This is a genomic window from uncultured Mailhella sp., assembly GCF_944324615.1.
In the GTDB taxonomy this organism is placed as follows: domain Bacteria; phylum Desulfobacterota; class Desulfovibrionia; order Desulfovibrionales; family Desulfovibrionaceae; genus Mailhella.
The window spans coordinates 1-15,489 of record NZ_CALUWY010000065.1; the positions used below are offsets into that span (position 1 = coordinate 1).

26 protein-coding genes and 1 tRNA gene are annotated in these 15,489 nt (G+C 58.3%); 26 read left to right on the forward strand and 1 reads right to left on the reverse strand.

The features are described from left to right. The 26 genes from rplB to Q0K07_RS11150 all read left to right on the forward strand — a co-directional run. Positions 1-561 (forward strand): 50S ribosomal protein L2 (gene rplB / locus Q0K07_RS11025; RefSeq protein WP_294559230.1); only part of this gene is annotated, 561 nt, incomplete at its 5' end. A 12-nt stretch (positions 562-573) separates the two neighbouring features. Beyond that, a complete protein-coding gene (gene rpsS, locus Q0K07_RS11030; protein ID WP_077071454.1) occupies positions 574-858 on the forward strand; it encodes a 30S ribosomal protein S19 in 285 nt (94 codons plus the stop codon). 12 nt (positions 859-870) lie between these two features. Next, complete coding sequence (rplV, locus tag Q0K07_RS11035) at positions 871-1,209, forward strand: 50S ribosomal protein L22 (RefSeq protein WP_077071453.1); 339 nt, start codon at positions 871-873, stop codon at positions 1,207-1,209. 3 nt (positions 1,210-1,212) lie between these two features. Further along, on the forward strand, positions 1,213-1,854 hold the full coding sequence (rpsC, locus tag Q0K07_RS11040) for a 30S ribosomal protein S3 (protein ID WP_077071452.1): 642 nt from the start codon (positions 1,213-1,215) through the stop codon (positions 1,852-1,854). After that, positions 1,854-2,273 (forward strand): 50S ribosomal protein L16, encoded by a 420-nt coding sequence (rplP, locus tag Q0K07_RS11045; RefSeq protein ID WP_294559231.1) that lies wholly within the window; start codon positions 1,854-1,856, stop codon positions 2,271-2,273. Before rpsC ends, rplP begins: the two co-directional genes overlap by 1 nt. Continuing rightward, positions 2,270-2,461, forward strand: coding sequence for a 50S ribosomal protein L29 (gene rpmC / locus Q0K07_RS11050; RefSeq protein ID WP_077071450.1), 192 nt, complete (start codon positions 2,270-2,272; stop codon positions 2,459-2,461). Before rplP ends, rpmC begins: the two co-directional genes overlap by 4 nt. An 8-nt stretch (positions 2,462-2,469) precedes the next feature. Continuing rightward, complete coding sequence (gene rpsQ / locus Q0K07_RS11055; protein WP_294446855.1) at positions 2,470-2,736, forward strand: 30S ribosomal protein S17; 267 nt, start codon at positions 2,470-2,472, stop codon at positions 2,734-2,736. Between the two features lie 30 nt (positions 2,737-2,766). Continuing rightward, the gene (rplN, locus tag Q0K07_RS11060) at positions 2,767-3,135 is read left to right on the forward strand and encodes a 50S ribosomal protein L14 (protein ID WP_077071448.1); all 369 of its coding nucleotides are present in this window, start codon (positions 2,767-2,769) and stop codon (positions 3,133-3,135) included. A gap of 11 nt (positions 3,136-3,146) precedes the next feature. After that, positions 3,147-3,467: a 50S ribosomal protein L24 gene (gene rplX / locus Q0K07_RS11065; RefSeq protein WP_294487654.1), complete on the forward strand. Its 321-nt coding sequence runs from the start codon at positions 3,147-3,149 to the stop codon at positions 3,465-3,467. A gap of 13 nt (positions 3,468-3,480) precedes the next feature. Then, entirely contained in the window at positions 3,481-4,020 is a 540-nt protein-coding gene (gene rplE / locus Q0K07_RS11070) for a 50S ribosomal protein L5 (protein WP_077071446.1), read from the forward strand. A gap of 10 nt (positions 4,021-4,030) precedes the next feature. Beyond that, complete coding sequence (locus tag Q0K07_RS11075; RefSeq protein ID WP_077071445.1) at positions 4,031-4,216, forward strand: type Z 30S ribosomal protein S14; 186 nt, start codon at positions 4,031-4,033, stop codon at positions 4,214-4,216. 26 nt (positions 4,217-4,242) lie between these two features. Continuing rightward, complete coding sequence (rpsH, locus tag Q0K07_RS11080; RefSeq protein ID WP_077071444.1) at positions 4,243-4,623, forward strand: 30S ribosomal protein S8; 381 nt, start codon at positions 4,243-4,245, stop codon at positions 4,621-4,623. Positions 4,624-4,667: 44 nt separating this feature from the next. Then, a complete protein-coding gene (rplF, locus tag Q0K07_RS11085) occupies positions 4,668-5,210 on the forward strand; it encodes a 50S ribosomal protein L6 (protein WP_077071443.1) in 543 nt (180 codons plus the stop codon). Between the two features lie 11 nt (positions 5,211-5,221). Then, positions 5,222-5,581, forward strand: coding sequence for a 50S ribosomal protein L18 (gene rplR, locus Q0K07_RS11090; RefSeq protein ID WP_077071442.1), 360 nt, complete (start codon positions 5,222-5,224; stop codon positions 5,579-5,581). A gap of 32 nt (positions 5,582-5,613) precedes the next feature. Continuing rightward, on the forward strand, positions 5,614-6,120 hold the full coding sequence (gene rpsE / locus Q0K07_RS11095) for a 30S ribosomal protein S5 (RefSeq protein WP_294559232.1): 507 nt from the start codon (positions 5,614-5,616) through the stop codon (positions 6,118-6,120). 20 nt (positions 6,121-6,140) lie between these two features. Continuing rightward, complete coding sequence (gene rpmD / locus Q0K07_RS11100; protein WP_077071440.1) at positions 6,141-6,317, forward strand: 50S ribosomal protein L30; 177 nt, start codon at positions 6,141-6,143, stop codon at positions 6,315-6,317. Further along, on the forward strand, positions 6,317-6,790 hold the full coding sequence (gene rplO / locus Q0K07_RS11105; RefSeq protein WP_273524562.1) for a 50S ribosomal protein L15: 474 nt from the start codon (positions 6,317-6,319) through the stop codon (positions 6,788-6,790). Before rpmD ends, rplO begins: the two co-directional genes overlap by 1 nt. Positions 6,791-6,814: 24 nt before the next feature. Continuing rightward, a complete protein-coding gene (gene secY, locus Q0K07_RS11110) occupies positions 6,815-8,095 on the forward strand; it encodes a preprotein translocase subunit SecY (protein WP_077071608.1) in 1,281 nt (426 codons plus the stop codon). Between the two features lie 2 nt (positions 8,096-8,097). Then, positions 8,098-8,898, forward strand: a complete 801-nt coding sequence (map, locus tag Q0K07_RS11115) for a type I methionyl aminopeptidase (protein WP_294559233.1) — start codon at positions 8,098-8,100, stop codon at positions 8,896-8,898. Between the two features lie 116 nt (positions 8,899-9,014). Continuing rightward, positions 9,015-9,128, forward strand: a complete 114-nt coding sequence (rpmJ, locus tag Q0K07_RS11120; protein WP_005027799.1) for a 50S ribosomal protein L36 — start codon at positions 9,015-9,017, stop codon at positions 9,126-9,128. An 18-nt stretch (positions 9,129-9,146) separates the two neighbouring features. After that, positions 9,147-9,515, forward strand: coding sequence for a 30S ribosomal protein S13 (rpsM, locus tag Q0K07_RS11125; RefSeq protein ID WP_077071437.1), 369 nt, complete (start codon positions 9,147-9,149; stop codon positions 9,513-9,515). Positions 9,516-9,580: 65 nt separating this feature from the next. Further along, positions 9,581-9,970, forward strand: a complete 390-nt coding sequence (rpsK, locus tag Q0K07_RS11130) for a 30S ribosomal protein S11 (protein WP_077071436.1) — start codon at positions 9,581-9,583, stop codon at positions 9,968-9,970. Between the two features lie 26 nt (positions 9,971-9,996). Next, on the forward strand, positions 9,997-10,623 hold the full coding sequence (rpsD, locus tag Q0K07_RS11135) for a 30S ribosomal protein S4 (RefSeq protein ID WP_294559234.1): 627 nt from the start codon (positions 9,997-9,999) through the stop codon (positions 10,621-10,623). 12 nt (positions 10,624-10,635) lie between these two features. Continuing rightward, positions 10,636-11,679 (forward strand): DNA-directed RNA polymerase subunit alpha, encoded by a 1,044-nt coding sequence (locus tag Q0K07_RS11140; RefSeq protein WP_294559235.1) that lies wholly within the window; start codon positions 10,636-10,638, stop codon positions 11,677-11,679. Further along, positions 11,669-12,061 (forward strand): 50S ribosomal protein L17, encoded by a 393-nt coding sequence (gene rplQ, locus Q0K07_RS11145; protein ID WP_294559236.1) that lies wholly within the window; start codon positions 11,669-11,671, stop codon positions 12,059-12,061. The genes Q0K07_RS11140 and rplQ overlap by 11 nt, the downstream gene beginning before the upstream one ends. A gap of 1,223 nt (positions 12,062-13,284) precedes the next feature. Beyond that, a complete protein-coding gene (locus tag Q0K07_RS11150) occupies positions 13,285-14,988 on the forward strand; it encodes a glucoamylase family protein (protein ID WP_294559237.1) in 1,704 nt (567 codons plus the stop codon). A 409-nt stretch (positions 14,989-15,397) separates the two neighbouring features. On the opposite strand, the gene Q0K07_RS11155 is transcribed toward Q0K07_RS11150, so the two are convergent. Further along, positions 15,398-15,474, reverse strand: a tRNA-Arg gene (locus Q0K07_RS11155). Positions 15,475-15,489 lie beyond the last annotated feature (15 nt).

Below are 15,489 nucleotides of genomic sequence, written 5' to 3' on the forward strand. Positions count from 1 at the left end.
ATCGCTCTTCTGAGCTATGCCGACGGTGAAAAGCGCTACATCCTCGCCCCCGTGGGCATTCAGCAGGGCGACGTGATCGAGTCCGGCGACAAGGCCGACATCAAGCCCGGCAACGCCCTTTCCCTGGGCCGCATCCCCGTGGGCACCAACGTGCACAACATCGAGATGCATCCCGGCCGCGGCGGCCAGATGTGCCGCGCCGCCGGCACCTATGCCCAGCTCGTGGGCAAGGACGGCAAGTACGTCATCCTGCGCCTGCCTTCCGGCGAAGTGCGCAAGGTGCTCGCCTCCTGCATCGCCACGGTGGGTCAGGTCGGCAATGTGCAGCATGAAAACATCAGCCTTGGCAAGGCCGGCCGCAACCGTTGGCTGAGCCGTCGTCCCAAGGTCCGCGGCGTCGCGATGAACCCTGTCGACCATCCTCTGGGTGGTGGTGAAGGTCGCAGCTCCGGTGGTCGTCATCCTGTGACTCCCTGGGGTATTCCTACCAAGGGCTACAAGACCCGCGCAAAGAAGAAGCCTTCCGGCCGCCTCATCATCAAGAGCCGCGGTCAGAAGTAAGAGGAGCCGGACATGCCCAGATCTCTTAAAAAAGGTCCCTTTGTGGACGGCAGCCTCATGAAGAAGGTAGACGCGGCCGTTGCCAGCAACGACCACAAGGTCATCAAGACCTGGTCCCGCCGTTCCATGATTCTGCCTGAAATGGTTGGTTTGACGTTCGCCGTGCACAACGGCAAGAAGTTCATCCCGGTCTTCGTGACGGAAAACATGGTCGGACACAAGATGGGCGAATTCGCGCCCACCCGTACGTTCCACGGCCACGCTGCGGACAAGAAGACGAAAGCGGTCAAAAAATAGCGAGTAACGTTCATGGAATCGAAAGCAATCTGCAAGTTTCAGCGCGTTTCTCCCCGCAAGACCCGTCTGGTTGCCCAGAACATCAAGGGTCTTCCTGTGGAAGATGCCCTGAACCAGCTCAAGTTCACGCCCAACAAGCCTGCCGGTGTTCTTTACGGAGTGGTGCGTTCGGCGCTGGCCAACGCCTCCCAGTTCCCTGGCATCGATGTGGACTCCATGTACGTCAAGGACGTGGTGGTCAACGAAGGCCCCACCTGGAAGCGCTTCATGCCTCGTTCTCAGGGTCGTGCTATGCACATTCGCAAGCGTACCAGCCACATTACCGTAATTCTCGCGGAAGGACAGGAATAGGCTATGGGTCAGAAAGTACATCCTTACGGCTTCCGTTTGGGATATAATAAGAATTGGCAGTCTCGCTGGTTCAGCAAGAAGGAATATGCTTCCTTCGTGTTTGAAGATCACAACATCCGCAACTATGTGAAGAAGCTTCTTTACAGCGCGGGTGTGGCCAGAATCGAGATCGAACGCTTCGGCGGTCGTATCCGTCTCATCCTTTCCACCGCCCGTCCCGGCATCGTCATCGGCCGCAAGGGCGCTGAAATTGAAAAGCTCCGCGCTGATCTGAAGAAGAAGTTCGGCCGCGATTTCGCTCTGGAAGTGAACGAAATCCGCCGTCCTGAAATCGAAGCCCAGCTCGTTGCCGAAAACATCGCCATGCAGCTGGAACGCCGCGTCGCCTTCCGCCGTGCCATGAAGCGCACCGTGCAGATGGCCCGCAAGTTCGGCGCCGAAGGCATCAAGATTTCCTGCGCCGGCCGTCTCGCCGGGGCTGAAATCGCCCGTTCCGAATGGTATCGTGACGGCCGCGTGCCGCTTCAGACCCTGCGTGCCGACATCGACTTCGGTTTTGCCGAAGCCCACACCACCTATGGCCTCATCGGCATCAAGGCGTGGGTTTACAAGGGTGAAATCCTTGATAAAGAGGTTGAACAATAATGCTTGCTCCCAAGAGAATCAAATTCCGCAAGTGGCAGAAAGGCCGCCTGCGTGGCCCGGCCAACCGTGGCGCTACCATCGCGTTTGGTGAAATTGGCCTGAAGGCTGTCGAACATGGCAAGCTTTCCAGTCAGCAGATTGAAGCCGCCCGTATCGCCATGATGCGCCACATCCGCCGCGGCGGCAAAGTCTGGATCAGGGTGTTCCCCGATCATCCCGTGACCGCCAAGCCTCTGGCCACCCGTCAGGGCAGCGGTAAGGGCGCCCCTGTGGGCTGGTGCGCACCGGTCAAACCCGGCCGCGTGCTGTATGAAATCAAGGGTGTCGACCTTGAACTTGCCAAGCGCGCTCTCACCCTGGCCAGCCACAAGCTGCCTGTGAAGACCGTGATCGTGGTGAAAGAGGGGGCCTTCGCATGAAAATGAAGGAACTTCGCGAAATGAGCGTCGAGCAGCTCCAGGCCAAGCTGACTGAACTGCGTCAGGAACTTTTCAACCTGCGCTTCCAGCATGCCACTGCTCAGTTGGAAAAGACGGCGTCCATTCCGGCCACCAAGAAAGATATTGCCCGTGTGCTGACGGCTCTGGCCGCGGCCGCGAAGAACTAGGAGCGGATATGAACAGCGCAATCGAACAGCGCAACGGCAGAACGCTCGTCGGAACTGTGATCAGCGACAAGTGCGACAAGACCATTGTCGTCCTCGTTGAAACTCTGGTTCAGCATCCGCTTCTCAAGAAGTACATTCGTCGGCGCAAGAAGTTCACCGCCCACGATCCTATGAATGAGTGCGGCATCGGCGACAAGGTCAAGATTGTGGAATACCGGCCCATGAGCCGGAACAAGCGCTGGCACCTGGTGTCCGTGCTTGAAAAGGCCGTCTAGTCCCATTCGGGCTGACTAAAAGGAAACACTATGATCCAGGTAGAATCCAGACTCCAGGTGGCCGACAACTCCGGCGCCAAGGAAGTGGCCTGCATCAAGGTGCTGGGCGGCTCTCACCGTCGCTATGCCACGGTGGGCGATATCATCATGGTGTCCGTGAAGGACGCCATCCCCCACGCCAAGGTGAAGAAGGGCGATGTCATGGAAGCCGTGGTCGTGCGTACTGCCAAGGAAGTGCGCCGCGCCGACGGTTCCTACATCAAGTTCGATACGAACGCCGCCGTGCTTCTGACCAAGCAGGGTGAACCTGTGGGTACCCGTATCTTCGGACCCGTTGCCCGGGAACTTCGCGCCCGCAACTTCATGAAGATCGTGTCCCTTGCCCCTGAAGTGCTGTAGGAGCCAAGGCTATGAAACAGTTTCGTATTCATAAAGACGACAAGGTGATGGTGATCGCCGGCAAGGACGAAGGCAAGATCGGCAAGGTGCTGAAGGTCCTTCGCAAGTCCGACCGCATTCTGGTGGAAAAGGTGAATGTTGTGAAGCGCAACGTCCGCCCCAACCCCTACAAGCGCGAAGCCGGCGGCATCGTTGAAAAGGAAATGCCGATTCACGTCTCCAACCTGATGGTGGTTTGCCCGCACTGCGCAAAGCCCACCCGCGTTGGTTATCGGGTGACCGAAGACGGGAAGAAAGTCCGTTTCTGCAAGAAGTGCAACGAAACCCTCTAGAAGGTGAACGACGATGACCCGTCTGGAAACGATATATCGTGAGAAGGTGGTCCCGGCATTGCAGAAGGAGTTCGCTTACAAGTCTCCTATGCAGATCCCTGGGATCGAGAAGATCTCCCTGAATATCGGTCTTGGTTCTGCCAACCAGAACCAGAAACTGATCGATGACTGCGTGGCCGACCTGTCCGCCATTGCCGGCCAGAAGGCTGTGGTCACCCGCGCCAAGAAGTCCATCGCTGCGTTCAAGCTGCGTGAAGGCATGCCCATCGGCGTGCGCGTCACCCTGCGCAAGGACGCCATGTGGGACTTCCTTGACAAACTCATGAACTTCGCCATGCCCCGCGTCCGCGACTTCCGCGGTATCCCGGATCGTGGCTTCGATGGTCGTGGCAACTTCACCCTCGGCATCAAGGAACACACGATCTTCCCCGAAATGGAATCCGACCGTGTGGAAAACCCCGTGGGCATGAACATCACCATCGTGACCTCCGCAACCACGGACAAGGAAAGCAAGCTGATGCTCGAACAGCTCGGCATGCCTTTCCGCAAGTAAGGAGTGAGCAATGGCTCGTACTGCTCTTAAAGTAAAAGCCGCCCGCAAGCCCAAGTTTGCTGTTCGCGCTTACAATCGCTGCCCTGTGTGCGGTCGTCCCCATGCTTTCATGCGTCAGTTCGGCCTGTGCCGTATCTGCTTCCGCAAAAAGGCGCTGAACGGCGAACTGCCCGGCGTCCGCAAATCCAGCTGGTAATCCAGCTAACTTTCAGGAGTTATACCATGTTGACCGATCCCATTGCCGATATGCTCACGCGTATCCGCAACGCACACCTGGCCCTTCACAAGGAAGTAAGTGTGCCGCGCTCGAAGATGAAGGAAGCCATGGCGTCCATCCTCAAGCAGGAAGGCTATGTGGAAGATGTTACCGTCGATGACCGTAACATCACCATTGCGCTGAAGTATGTGAAGGGGCGTCCGGCCATTACGGGCCTCAAGCGTATCAGCAAGCCTGGTCGCCGTGTCTATGTGGGCGCTCATCAGATTCCCCGCGTTCAGAATGGTCTTGGCATCTGCATTCTGTCCACCTCTCGTGGCGTTCTGGACGGCATGACCGCCCATGCGGACAAGACTGGCGGCGAACTTCTTTGCGAAGTCTGGTGATCGCGGCGTAACAGCCGTTGACCTTCAGCCAAGGTAGAAAACATATGTCGAGAATAGGTAAACAGCCCATCGAACTTCCCAAGGGTGTGGAAGTTAAGTTGGGTGAAGATATGGTCGAAGTGAAAGGCCCCAAGGGGACCCTGCAGACTCCGATTTGCAGCCTGCTGAACTACGAACTTGCCGATGGTCATCTGACCATCACCCGCAAGGACGACACCCGCGAGAGCAACGCTCAGCACGGCCTGCGCCGTACCCTCATCGCCAACTGCGTGGAAGGTGTGAGCAAGGGCTTCTCCAAGACTCTCGAAGTCATCGGCGTGGGCTTCAAGGTGGCCGTGAAGGGCAACATCATTGACCTTTCCGTCGGTTACTCCCATCCCGTGCTGATCGAGCTTCCCAAGGGTCTGGAAGCCAAGGCGGAAGGCACCAAGCTCACCATTTCCGGTATCGACAAGGAACTGGTGGGTGAATTCGCCGCCCGCATCCGCCGTGTGCGCGAGCCCGAACCCTACAAGGGCAAGGGCATCAAGTATGAAAACGAAATCATCCGTCGCAAGGCCGGTAAGTCCGGCGGCAAGGGCAAATAGGGGTAACGGACATGATTCTTTCCAAGAATGAGAGCCGGAAGCGCCGCAAGGTGCATATCCGGAAGAAGATCTCCGGCACGGTCGAAAGGCCCCGTCTGGTTGTGTACCGTTCCAACCTGCATATCTACGCCCAGGTTGTGGATGATGCTTCCGGCAACACGCTGGTGGCCACTTCCACGCTTGCTCTTTCCAAGGGCGGCGAGAAGGCTTCCTGCAACAAGGCCGGTGCGGAACTCGTGGGCAAGGAAATTGCCCGCCTGGCCTTGGAGAAGGACATCCATAAGGTTGTCTTCGATCGTAACGGCTATCTGTATCATGGTCGCGTGAAGGCTGTTGCCGAAGGCGCCCGTGAAGGCGGCCTCGAATTCTAGTGGTCCGCAAGGACAACAAGAGCAGGATTGATATGGAACAGCAGCAGCAAACGCAGCAGGATTCCGGCTACATTGAAAAGATCGTTAGTCTGAACCGTGTTGCCAAGGTCGTGAAGGGTGGCCGTCGTTTCAGCTTCAGCGCCCTCATCGTCGTTGGCGACGGAAAGGGCAATGTGGGCTACGGCCTCGGCAAGGCTCAGGAAGTGCCTGAAGCCCTGCGCAAGGCTACCGAACGCGCCCGCAAGGCCATGGTTCAGATTCCCCTGGTGGAAGGCACTCTGCCTTATGAAGTGCTCGGCCGCTTCGGCGCCGGCCGCGTCCTCCTGAAGCCCGCTTCCCGTGGTACCGGCATCATCGCCGGCGGCGCTGTCCGCGCCGTCATGGAAGCCGCCGGCGTCACGGACGTGCTCGCCAAGGCTATCGGCACCAACAACCCGCACAACGTCCTCCGTGCCACCGTGGCCGGCCTGAGCTCTCTGCGCAGCGCCGAGGAAGTGTCCGAAGTGCGCGGTAAGAAACTGGAAGCCCCCCGCAAGTAGGGGTCATAAGGTAGATTACCATGTCTGAAATCAAGGTGAAGCTCATCAAAAGCCGCATCGGCACGACCCCTGCCCAGAAGAAGGTTCTGGACGCCATGGGCCTGCGCCGTCGTGAGATGGAAAAAACCCTTAAGGATAACGCCGCCACCCGCGGCATGATCGCCAGCGTGTCCCACCTGGTTGAGGTCATTGCATAATGAGACTTAACGATCTGTATCCTTTCCCTGAAGAACGCAAGGGCCGCAAGCGCGTCGGCCGCGGCGCCGGTTCCGGCCTCGGCGGCACTTCCGGCAAGGGCCACAAGGGCCAGAACGCCCGTTCCGGCGGCGGTGTCCGTCCCGGTTTCGAAGGCGGCCAGATGCCCCTTCAGCGCCGTCTGCCCAAGCGTGGCTTCAAGAACTATCTGTTCAAGGTGACCTACGAAGTCATTAACCTCGATCGTCTTCTGGCGGCCTTCCCCGATCAGAAGGAAATCACCCTGGAAGACATCTACAGCCGCGGTCTGGTCAAGAGCGCTCTCGTCAAGATCCTTGGCGAAGGCGAAGTGACCCGTCCCGTCAGCATTGAAGCCTTCCGCTTCAGCCAGTCCGCCAAGGACAAGATCCTTGCGGCCGGCGGCGAAGTGAAGGAACTTCTCGCCGACGAAGAACCCGCTACCTCCGAGGAATAAGACGTGGCGAACGGCGTGGACAAAATGGCGCAAATGCCTGAGCTGCGTAAAAAGCTGGCATGGACCCTTTTCATCCTGTGCATGTACAGGGTGGGGGTCCATGTCCCTGTGCCTGGCATTGATGCCGGCGCGCTGTCTCACTTTTTCGCCAGTATGCAGGGGTCGGTCTTCGCTCTGCTCGACATGTTCTCCGGCGGCGGCCTGAGAAATGTCTCCGTATTTGCCCTCGGCATCATGCCCTACATCTCGGCGTCCATCATTCTGCAGCTTCTGCAGGTGGTGAGCCCCGACATCAAGCGCATGGCCAAGGAAGAAGGGCAGGCGGGCAGACGCAAGATCACGCAGTACACGCGATATCTCACTGTCGCGATCACCCTTATACAGGGCTTCGGCATTGCCGCTCTTCTGGAAGGCATGGTCAGCCCTGAAAACGCTCCCGTCGTCATGAATCCCGGCTGGGAATTCCGTCTGGTGACCATCGTCACCCTGACGGCCGGTACCATCCTCATCATGTGGCTTGGCGAGCAGATAACCGCCAAAGGCATAGGGAACGGCATCTCGCTCATCATCTTCTCCGGTATCGTGGTCGGCATTCCGAGCGCCCTCATGCGTTCCTATCAGCTGATCAAGGCCGGTGACATGAATGTCCTGTTTGCCATCTTTATCCTTATCATGATGCTGGCAGTGACGGTGGGCATCGTTTTTGTCGAACGTGCCCAGCGCAGGATACCCATCCAGTATGCCAAGCGTCAGATCGGCCGGAAGATGTATGGCGGCCAGACCACTCATCTGCCCCTGCGCATCAACACCGCCGGTGTTATTCCCCCCATCTTCGCCCAGAGCCTTCTGCTCTTCCCGGCGACCGTGGCGGGCTTCTCCACCGCCGAGTGGCTGCAGCGTGTGGTTTCGTGGTTCCAGCCCACGTCCATCGTGTACAACATCATCTTCGTGGCGCTGATCTTCTTCTTCTGCTTCTTCTATACCGCCATCATCTTTGATCCCAAGGATATCGCGGAGAACCTGAAGAAGGCGGGCGGCTTCGTTCCGGGCATTCGTCCCGGCGACAAAACCCGTGAATACATCGACAACGTGCTTACTCGTCTTACCTTGTGGGGCGGCATCTACATCTCCATCATCTCCGTGCTGCCCATGCTGCTGATCGCTCAGTTCAACGTGCCCTTCTACTTCGGCGGGACCAGCCTCCTGATCCTTGTCGGCGTGGCCATTGACTTCATGAGCCAGGTGGAATCCCACCTCATCTCCCAGCAGTATGAAGGCCTCATGAGCAAAGCCAGAAAGGGATAAGCATGAAAAAGTTTCGGGGCATTTTTATCAAGAATGAGCATGAGATCGAACTCATGCGCGTGGCCAACGGCATGACGGCGACCATTCTTGACGAACTGGTGGCCAACGTGCGTCCCGGCGTTCCCACCATATTTTTCGACGAGCTGGCCCGCAAAATGTGCCGCGACATGGGCGTCGTGCCCAATTTCCTCAACTACTGCGGCTATCCTTTTGCGCTGTGCTGCTCCGTCAACGAGACCATCATTCACGGCTTTCCTTCCAAGGACATCATTCTGAAGGAAGGCGACATCGTCAGTTTTGACATGGGCGTGAATTACAAGGGCTTCCATGGGGACTCCGCCCGTACCGCATTCTGCGGCGAGGTGTCGGAGGAAGCCAGGCATCTTTCCGAGGTCACGAAACGTTGCCTTGAACTCGGAATTGCCGAGGCTCATCCCGGAAACAATCTTTATGCGATTTCGGCGGCGGTGCAGCGTCATGCCGAAATGGAAGGGCTCCATGTGATCCGTGATTTCGTCGGGCATGGCATCGGCGCCAGCCTTCACGAAAAGCCGGAAGTTCCGAATTTCGTGCCACGCGGCGGCATGGAAAACGGCATCCCGGGCGGAGTTCCGCTGAAACCAGGCATGGTTTTGGCCATTGAGCCCATGTTGGCAATCGGCACCCATGAGGTGGAAATCATGGCCGATGGCTGGACGACCAAGATCAAGGATCGCAGTCTGTCCGCCCATTGGGAGCACACTGTAGCCATCCGGCCCGACGGCGCTGAAATTCTCAGCGTGGCCGAAAACTACAGACCGTGATTTTCGCGTCGTGAAACACTGTCCTTGACAGGGTGATGATAACAAGATAAGAGAGACGGTTCCAGGCGATTTTTTCGCCTTAATCGTTTATCGAAAAGTAACTAGCGGAGTGAGCGATGAAAGTCAGGCCGTCCGTCAAAAAAATCTGCCCTAAGTGCAAGGTTATCCGGCGCAAGGGTGTTTTGAGAGTGATCTGCGAAAACCCCCGGCATAAACAGCGCCAGGGCTAACCTTGCAGGAGTCTTAACGTGGCCAGAATTGCAGGCATTGAACTGCCCCGTGGTAAAAGAGCGGATATCGCACTTACCTATATTTATGGCATCGGCCGGGCTACTGCCCTTGAGATCCTTGCTGCTTCCGGCGTCGACTGGAACCGCAGCATCGACGATCTGAGCGCCGATGAAGTGAACGAAGTCCGTAAGGAAATTGAAACGAACCACAAGGTGGAAGGTGACCTCCGCCGTGAAGTGGCTTCGAATATCAAGCGTCTGATGGATATTGGCTGCTACCGTGGCCTGCGGCACCGCCGTGGTCTGCCCGTCCATGGTCAGCGTACTCACACGAACGCTCGTACCCGCAAGGGTCCGCGTCGTGGCAATGTGGGTAAAAAGAAGTAGGAAGCTGTATCTGATGCAGCCATACTTCGGCTGATCGAGACACCATAGCTCCAAGGAAGTGCAAGATGGCAAGAGCCAAACGTGCAGTCAAAAAGAAGGAAAAGAAGAACATTCCGCTGGGCGTGGCCCATATCGCGGCTTCTTTCAATAATACTATTGTTACCTTCACCGACACTCGCGGCAATACCGTGAGCTGGTCTTCCGCCGGTCAGAGCGGCTTCAAGGGATCCCGCAAGTCTACTCCCTTTGCTGCTCAGGTCGCTGCTGAAAATGCCGCCCGTCGTGCCCAGGAAAACGGCATGCGGACCGTTGGCGTGTATGTGAAGGGTCCGGGCGCCGGCCGTGAATCCGCCCTGCGCGCTATCAACGCCGCCGGTTTCAAGGTTGCGTTCATCCGTGATGTCACGCCCATTCCCCACAACGGCTGCCGTCCTCCCAAGCGGCGCCGCGTCTAACGCATTGAAGGCAAGGAGAACTAGCCTTGGCAAAATATAATGACGCCAAATGCCGGCTCTGCCGTCGTGAAGGCACCAAGCTGTTTCTGAAGGGCGACCGCTGCTTCACTGACAAATGCGCTCAGGAACGCCGCCCCTATGCTCCCGGCCAGCATGGCCGTGCCCGTAAGAAGCTCAGCGAATATGCTCTGCAGCTTCGTGAAAAGATGAAGGTGCGCCGCATCTACGGCGTGCTGGAAAAGCAGTTCCACGGCTACTTTGAAGATGCCGAAATGGCCAAGGGCGTCACCGGCGCCAACCTGCTCGCCATCCTCGAACGTCGTCTCGACAACGTCGTGTACCGCATGGGCTTCGCCAACTCCCGCAGCCAGGCCCGCCAGCTCGTCCGCCACGGTATCTTCACCCTCAACGGCCGCAAGGTGACCATTCCGTCCCTGCAGGTCCGCGTGGGCGATGAAATCGCTGTGCCTGAAAAGAACCGCAACATCCCTGTCATCGCCGCCGCTCAGGACGTCATCGCCCGCCGTGGCTGCCCTGCCTGGGTGGAAGTTGACGGTGCGTCCTTCAAGGGCGTGATCAAGGCCCTTCCCCAGCGCGACGATATCCAGACTCCCATCGAAGAATCCCTTATCGTCGAACTTTACTCGAAATAAGCAGGAACACCCATGCTCAGCAAACAAGCCAACAGGCTCATCAACGCCCGCAACTGGGCGGTGCTCGTCAAGCCCGAACAGATCGTCCGCGAGAACGACCCTGCCGATACCATGTACGGCAAGTTCGTGTGCGAACCTCTGGAACGCGGCTATGGCACCACCATCGGCAACGCGTTGCGCAGAGTGCTTTTGGCATCCCTTCAGGGCGCAGCGTTTGTGTCCGTCAAAATTGCGGGCGTACAGCATGAGTTCACTACCATCCCCGGTGTGCTTGAAGATGTGACGGACATCATCCTGAACATCAAGCAGGTGCGCCTTGCGATGGATACAGACGTTCCTCAGACGATCACCCTTAATGTCAACAAGAAGGGTGAAGTGACCGCCGGCGATATCCAGGGCAACCAGCACGTTTCCGTGCTGAACCCTGAACTGCATATCGCCACGCTCACGGAAGACGTGGAATTCAACCTTGAATTCGAGGTCCGCATGGGCAAGGGCTATGTCCCCGCCGACATGCACGAAGGCCTCTCCGATGAAATCGGCATCATCAAGCTTGATTCCAGCTTCTCTCCCGTGCGCAAGGTCGCCTATACCATCGAAGCCGCCCGTGTAGGCCAGATGACCAACTACGACAAGTTGATCCTCGAAGTCTGGACGGACGGTTCCGTGACCCCTGAAGACGCCATTGCCTACAGCGCAAAGATCATCAAGGATCAGATTTCCGTGTTCATCAACTTCGATGAGCATATTTCTGATGAAAGCGGTCTCGGCGCCTGCGACAACGGGGAATTCAACGAGAATCTCTTCAAGAGCATCGACGACCTTGAGCTTTCCGTGCGCGCTACCAACTGCCTGCGCAGCGCAAATATCGCGCTTGTGGGCGAACTGGTGCAGCGCTCTGAAAATGAAATGCTCAAGACCAAGAACTTCGGCAAGAAGTCCTTGGACGAAATCAAGAACGTGCTTCTGGACATGGGTCTTGATTTCGGCATGAAGGTCGATTCTTTCGATAAGAAATACCAGGAATGGAAGAGGAAGCAGCACCATGAGGCATAGCAACTCTGGTAAGAAACTGAGCAGAAATCCTTCCCATCGCAAGGCTCTGCTTCGCAATATGTCCAAGGCCCTGCTCACGCACGGCCGGATTCGTACCACCGAGGTCAAGGCCAAGGAGCTGCGCGGTGTGGTCGAATCCCTCATCACCCTGGCCCGTCGCAACGACGTGGCCGCCCGTCGCCAGGCCTACCGTGAGCTTGGCAGCCATCAGCTCGTGCAGAAGCTGTTCGACGAGATCGCTCCCCGCTTCGCCGGTGTGCCCGGCGGTTTCACCCGCGTGGTGAAGCTTGCGATGCCCCGTCCCGGCGACTGCGCCCCGATGGCCATCATCGAACTGACCCGGCAGGCTGCTGCTGAAGCGCCCGCCGAAGCTCAGGCGTAAGCTGCTTGAGATAGAGCGGATAAAGGGAGTCACCATGTGACTCCCTTTTCTTTTAAGCGCCCTCCGGCTTCGGAGGGTCGCCATGCCGGGCCTTCTGTGAACGTCCGGGCCCCTGTCAGACCATGTTTCCGGGCCGGTGATCCGGGGAAGCGGCGCCTGCGGGACTGGGGAAGGTCATGCTGCTGCCTTCTTCAGGCACACGTTGCTGGATGCCGGTGCCCTGATGCGGAAAAGAGGCATGGCCTGCACGCTCAGGGAGAATTTCTGCCCGGGAGGCGGTACAGGCGGCCGGAACGGGCCTTTTTCTTCGGGAATGCGGGGGGCCTCCTCAAGACGGTACGGCATGGCCGGAGCCTTTCCTGCACCTGCATTTTCTGCCCGGCGGAGTCTTCCGGGCAATACGGCCGGCGCAAGGCGATGTGCCGGAGTTGAAGTTTCGCCTCTTTTGCACCTGTAAAGAGCGGGAAGCTGTTCAGAACAGGGGCCCGGCAGGGAGAGCGGTACTTCAGCGCGGCAGGAAGGCGCGGCATCACCGATGACACCGCCCCGGCGTGCCCCGCCTGGAGGCACAGGCGTATGTTCCGTGCATCCTGTCCGTCAGCTGCCCGGGCCGGCGTCGATGTGTTTCTTCTCTGCCCTGAAAAGACGCAGGGCGCGGTATTTTTCCGGAAAAAGCAGTCTCTCCGCGGAAAAAACACACCTGTACCCGTGCATGGGCAGGGTCCTCCGGCCGGACAAGGGAGGCTTTTTCCGCACGGCTGTCGCCCTGGGCGGGCGTCTAAGCAGGAGAACGGCATCTTCCTGCCGGAAGCTCAGGGATGATCTGTGCGGGCGCTGACGCGACCTCAGCTTGTCCGGACAGCCCTGAGAACGGCAGCTTCCTCAGGGGAAGCGGAACGCAGTGCTGCACCGGACGGGATGCATCCGGTCTGTTTCTTCTGCCGGAGAAAGGGCTGTCGCTGTATGACGGTTCTCTGCTGCCCGGGGATGAAAAGGGCGAACAGGTATTTTTCATGGAATGAGACAGGGCGACGCCTGCGCATCAGTGCGCGGGAAGAAGGGCGTGCCTGCCGCCGCAGAACGGAGGGGCCGGAACTCCCGCTTGCGCGGGGGAAGAATTGCGGATAGGTATAGCGGCGGGGAGACTTCCCCGCAGACTTCCGGTGCGCGCCCTTCAAGGCCTGTGTTTCAGGAAGTGATGCACTTAACCTCGGTGGATGGTTATGAAACTGAAAAAATTTGTTTTTCTGGCTATGGCGGGAATTTTTCTCCTTCTTTCGGGCAACGCCTCCGCCGCAGAGGGCGACAAGGCCGCCGCAGCGCCGGAAGTTGCGGCGGAAAAGACTCCGTCGGCAGCGCTGAACACCTTTCAGCCCGACGATGCCTTCAGGAAGGATGCCTTGCTGCTGGACAGGCTGCAGTACGACGCGTTTCGCTACATCTGGGAGCATACCTTCCCGGAATCCGGCCTTGCCTATGAAGACAGCCGCAACAGCGAAAGCGGGCAGGCCACCATCGGCGGTTCCGGCTTCGGTGTCGCTGCCATCGTCGTGGGTGCGGAACGCGGCTGGATAAGCCGCGAGGACGCCGCAAAGCGCATCCTTACCATGGCCACCTTTCTGCGGGACAAGACCGACCGGAAGAACCTGCACGGTGCCTTCCCTCATTGGCTTGACGGCCGTACCGGCAAGACCATTTCCTTCGGTGAGCAGGACAACGGGGCCGACCTTGTGGAAACGGCCTTCATGATGCAGGGGCTGCTCATTGCCCGCGCCTATTTTTCCGCCGATACGGACCTGGAAAAGAATCTGCGCGCCTGCATCACCGAACTGTGGCAGGATGTGGACTGGCACTGGTTCACCCGTTCCGAAAACAACGGTCTGTTCTGGCACTGGAGCCCGCAGCATGAGTTCGGCATGGGCATGAAGATTTCCGGCTTCAATGAAGCCATGGTGGCCTATGTGCTGGCGCTGGGGTCCCCCACGCATCCCATTTCCCGGGAAGCTGCGCAGTTCTGGTATTCCACCGAGGAATACCAGCCCAAAACCGGCAACGGCTACACCATAGAGGCCGCCAACGCCTACGGCGGCTGCATGTTCCTTTCCCATTATTCCTTCATCGGTCTGGATCCGAGACGTATGGCCGACAGCCATGTGCGCCGCGGCTACATGGTGCGCAACATCACGCATACGCTCATGAACCGTGCCTATGCTCTGGAATCCGCACCTGCGGAGCATCAGTTCAGCGAAGGCTTCTGGGGACTGACCGCCTGTGACGTGAAGGGCGGCTACCGCTATCAGTCGGCCTATAACGAAATAGGCACCGTGGCCCCCACTGCGGCGCTTTCCTCCATGCCGTATACGCCCGAATACTCCATGCGTGTGCTCTGGAACATCAACGATCAGTACAAGGACAAGATGTGGGGCCCCTTCGGCCCGTACGATGCCTTCAGCCTCAAGGATAACTGGTTCGACAACAGCTATCTGGCCATCGATCAGCTTCCCATCGTGTGCATGGTGGAGAATTACCGCAGCGGGCTGTTGTGGTCGCTGTTCATGAATGTGCCCGAAGTCAGGGAAGGACTGGATCGCATGGGCGTGCAGCCCCTGCCTGCGACCAACGGCTTCCCGCAGGTGGTTGTTCCCCTGAAGAAGACGGAATCCGGTTATGAACTGGACGCGCTGGATATGCGCAGGCATCCTGATACCGGCCTGTATACGCTGCCCTACAGCTGCGAAAAGGACGGCCTTGTCTTCTTTACCCTTGCCGATGCTTCCGGCAAGGTGCTCCGGCAGTTCACCCGCGAAGGGCGCAAGGGCGACAATCTTCTGGAATTTCCGCAGTTCATGCCCGTGAACGGGGAGATCCTGCAGCTGACCATGCACATCGGCGATCTTACCGCCGGTCTGCCCATCCGGCTGAACTGATCCCCTTTTCCCTGATATCCTGAACAAAGGCGATGGTCGTGATGCGATCATCGCCTTTTTCATAGAAAAGGGCATGAGGCAGGGACGTGGGGGCGGAAAAGACGACGTGCCGTTTCCGGAACGCATGGCGTCCTGGCTTTGGAGGTGTCCGGAAGGATGCTGAGGGCAGGAAGGGGAAAAGGGGCTTTCGTGTCGGCCCCGGGGCCTTTCAGAAGATGAGCCGTCGGGCGATGACCGCCGGAAACGGCAATGCCTGTAAGGATGGCGGCGTGAGGAAGATCCGGGGAAGAGCTGGGAATGATGCTGCAGCAGTTCCGGAACAGCCGCAGAAGCGGGCGGAAGGCTGCTTATTCACGGAAAGAGCATAAGAAAAAAGGCTTATGATTGCTCATAAGCCTTTACTCTCAAATGGTGCGCCCGGAGGGATTCGAACTCCCGACCTACAGGTTCGTAGCCTGTTGCTCTATCCAGCTGAGCTACGAGCGCCCGACAACGGCAAAC

Excerpts from the sequence above, each read along its gene's own strand:
- rpmJ (WP_005027799.1), top strand. The coding sequence starts at position 9,015 with ATGAAAGTCAGGCCGTCCGTCAAAAAAATCTGCCCTAAGTGCAAGGTT.
- map (WP_294559233.1), top strand. The coding sequence starts at position 8,098 with ATGAAAAAGTTTCGGGGCATTTTTATCAAGAATGAGCATGAGATCGAA.
- Q0K07_RS11075 (WP_077071445.1), top strand. The coding sequence starts at position 4,031 with ATGGCTCGTACTGCTCTTAAAGTAAAAGCCGCCCGCAAGCCCAAGTTT.
- rpsK (WP_077071436.1), top strand. The coding sequence starts at position 9,581 with ATGGCAAGAGCCAAACGTGCAGTCAAAAAGAAGGAAAAGAAGAACATT.
- rplE (WP_077071446.1), top strand. The coding sequence starts at position 3,481 with ATGACCCGTCTGGAAACGATATATCGTGAGAAGGTGGTCCCGGCATTG.
- secY (WP_077071608.1), top strand. The coding sequence starts at position 6,815 with ATGGCGCAAATGCCTGAGCTGCGTAAAAAGCTGGCATGGACCCTTTTC.
- rplV (WP_077071453.1), top strand. The coding sequence starts at position 871 with ATGGAATCGAAAGCAATCTGCAAGTTTCAGCGCGTTTCTCCCCGCAAG.
- Q0K07_RS11140 (WP_294559235.1), top strand. The coding sequence starts at position 10,636 with ATGCTCAGCAAACAAGCCAACAGGCTCATCAACGCCCGCAACTGGGCG.
- rplF (WP_077071443.1), top strand. The coding sequence starts at position 4,668 with ATGTCGAGAATAGGTAAACAGCCCATCGAACTTCCCAAGGGTGTGGAA.
- rpmC (WP_077071450.1), top strand. The coding sequence starts at position 2,270 with ATGAAAATGAAGGAACTTCGCGAAATGAGCGTCGAGCAGCTCCAGGCC.
- rplP (WP_294559231.1), top strand. The coding sequence starts at position 1,854 with ATGCTTGCTCCCAAGAGAATCAAATTCCGCAAGTGGCAGAAAGGCCGC.
- rpsS (WP_077071454.1), top strand. The coding sequence starts at position 574 with ATGCCCAGATCTCTTAAAAAAGGTCCCTTTGTGGACGGCAGCCTCATG.
- rpsC (WP_077071452.1), top strand. The coding sequence starts at position 1,213 with ATGGGTCAGAAAGTACATCCTTACGGCTTCCGTTTGGGATATAATAAG.
- rplN (WP_077071448.1), top strand. The coding sequence starts at position 2,767 with ATGATCCAGGTAGAATCCAGACTCCAGGTGGCCGACAACTCCGGCGCC.
- rpsQ (WP_294446855.1), top strand. The coding sequence starts at position 2,470 with ATGAACAGCGCAATCGAACAGCGCAACGGCAGAACGCTCGTCGGAACT.
- rplR (WP_077071442.1), top strand. The coding sequence starts at position 5,222 with ATGATTCTTTCCAAGAATGAGAGCCGGAAGCGCCGCAAGGTGCATATC.
- Q0K07_RS11150 (WP_294559237.1), top strand. The coding sequence starts at position 13,285 with ATGAAACTGAAAAAATTTGTTTTTCTGGCTATGGCGGGAATTTTTCTC.
- rpsE (WP_294559232.1), top strand. The coding sequence starts at position 5,614 with ATGGAACAGCAGCAGCAAACGCAGCAGGATTCCGGCTACATTGAAAAG.
- rplQ (WP_294559236.1), top strand. The coding sequence starts at position 11,669 with ATGAGGCATAGCAACTCTGGTAAGAAACTGAGCAGAAATCCTTCCCAT.
- rpmD (WP_077071440.1), top strand. The coding sequence starts at position 6,141 with ATGTCTGAAATCAAGGTGAAGCTCATCAAAAGCCGCATCGGCACGACC.
- rplO (WP_273524562.1), top strand. The coding sequence starts at position 6,317 with ATGAGACTTAACGATCTGTATCCTTTCCCTGAAGAACGCAAGGGCCGC.
- rpsH (WP_077071444.1), top strand. The coding sequence starts at position 4,243 with ATGTTGACCGATCCCATTGCCGATATGCTCACGCGTATCCGCAACGCA.
- rplX (WP_294487654.1), top strand. The coding sequence starts at position 3,147 with ATGAAACAGTTTCGTATTCATAAAGACGACAAGGTGATGGTGATCGCC.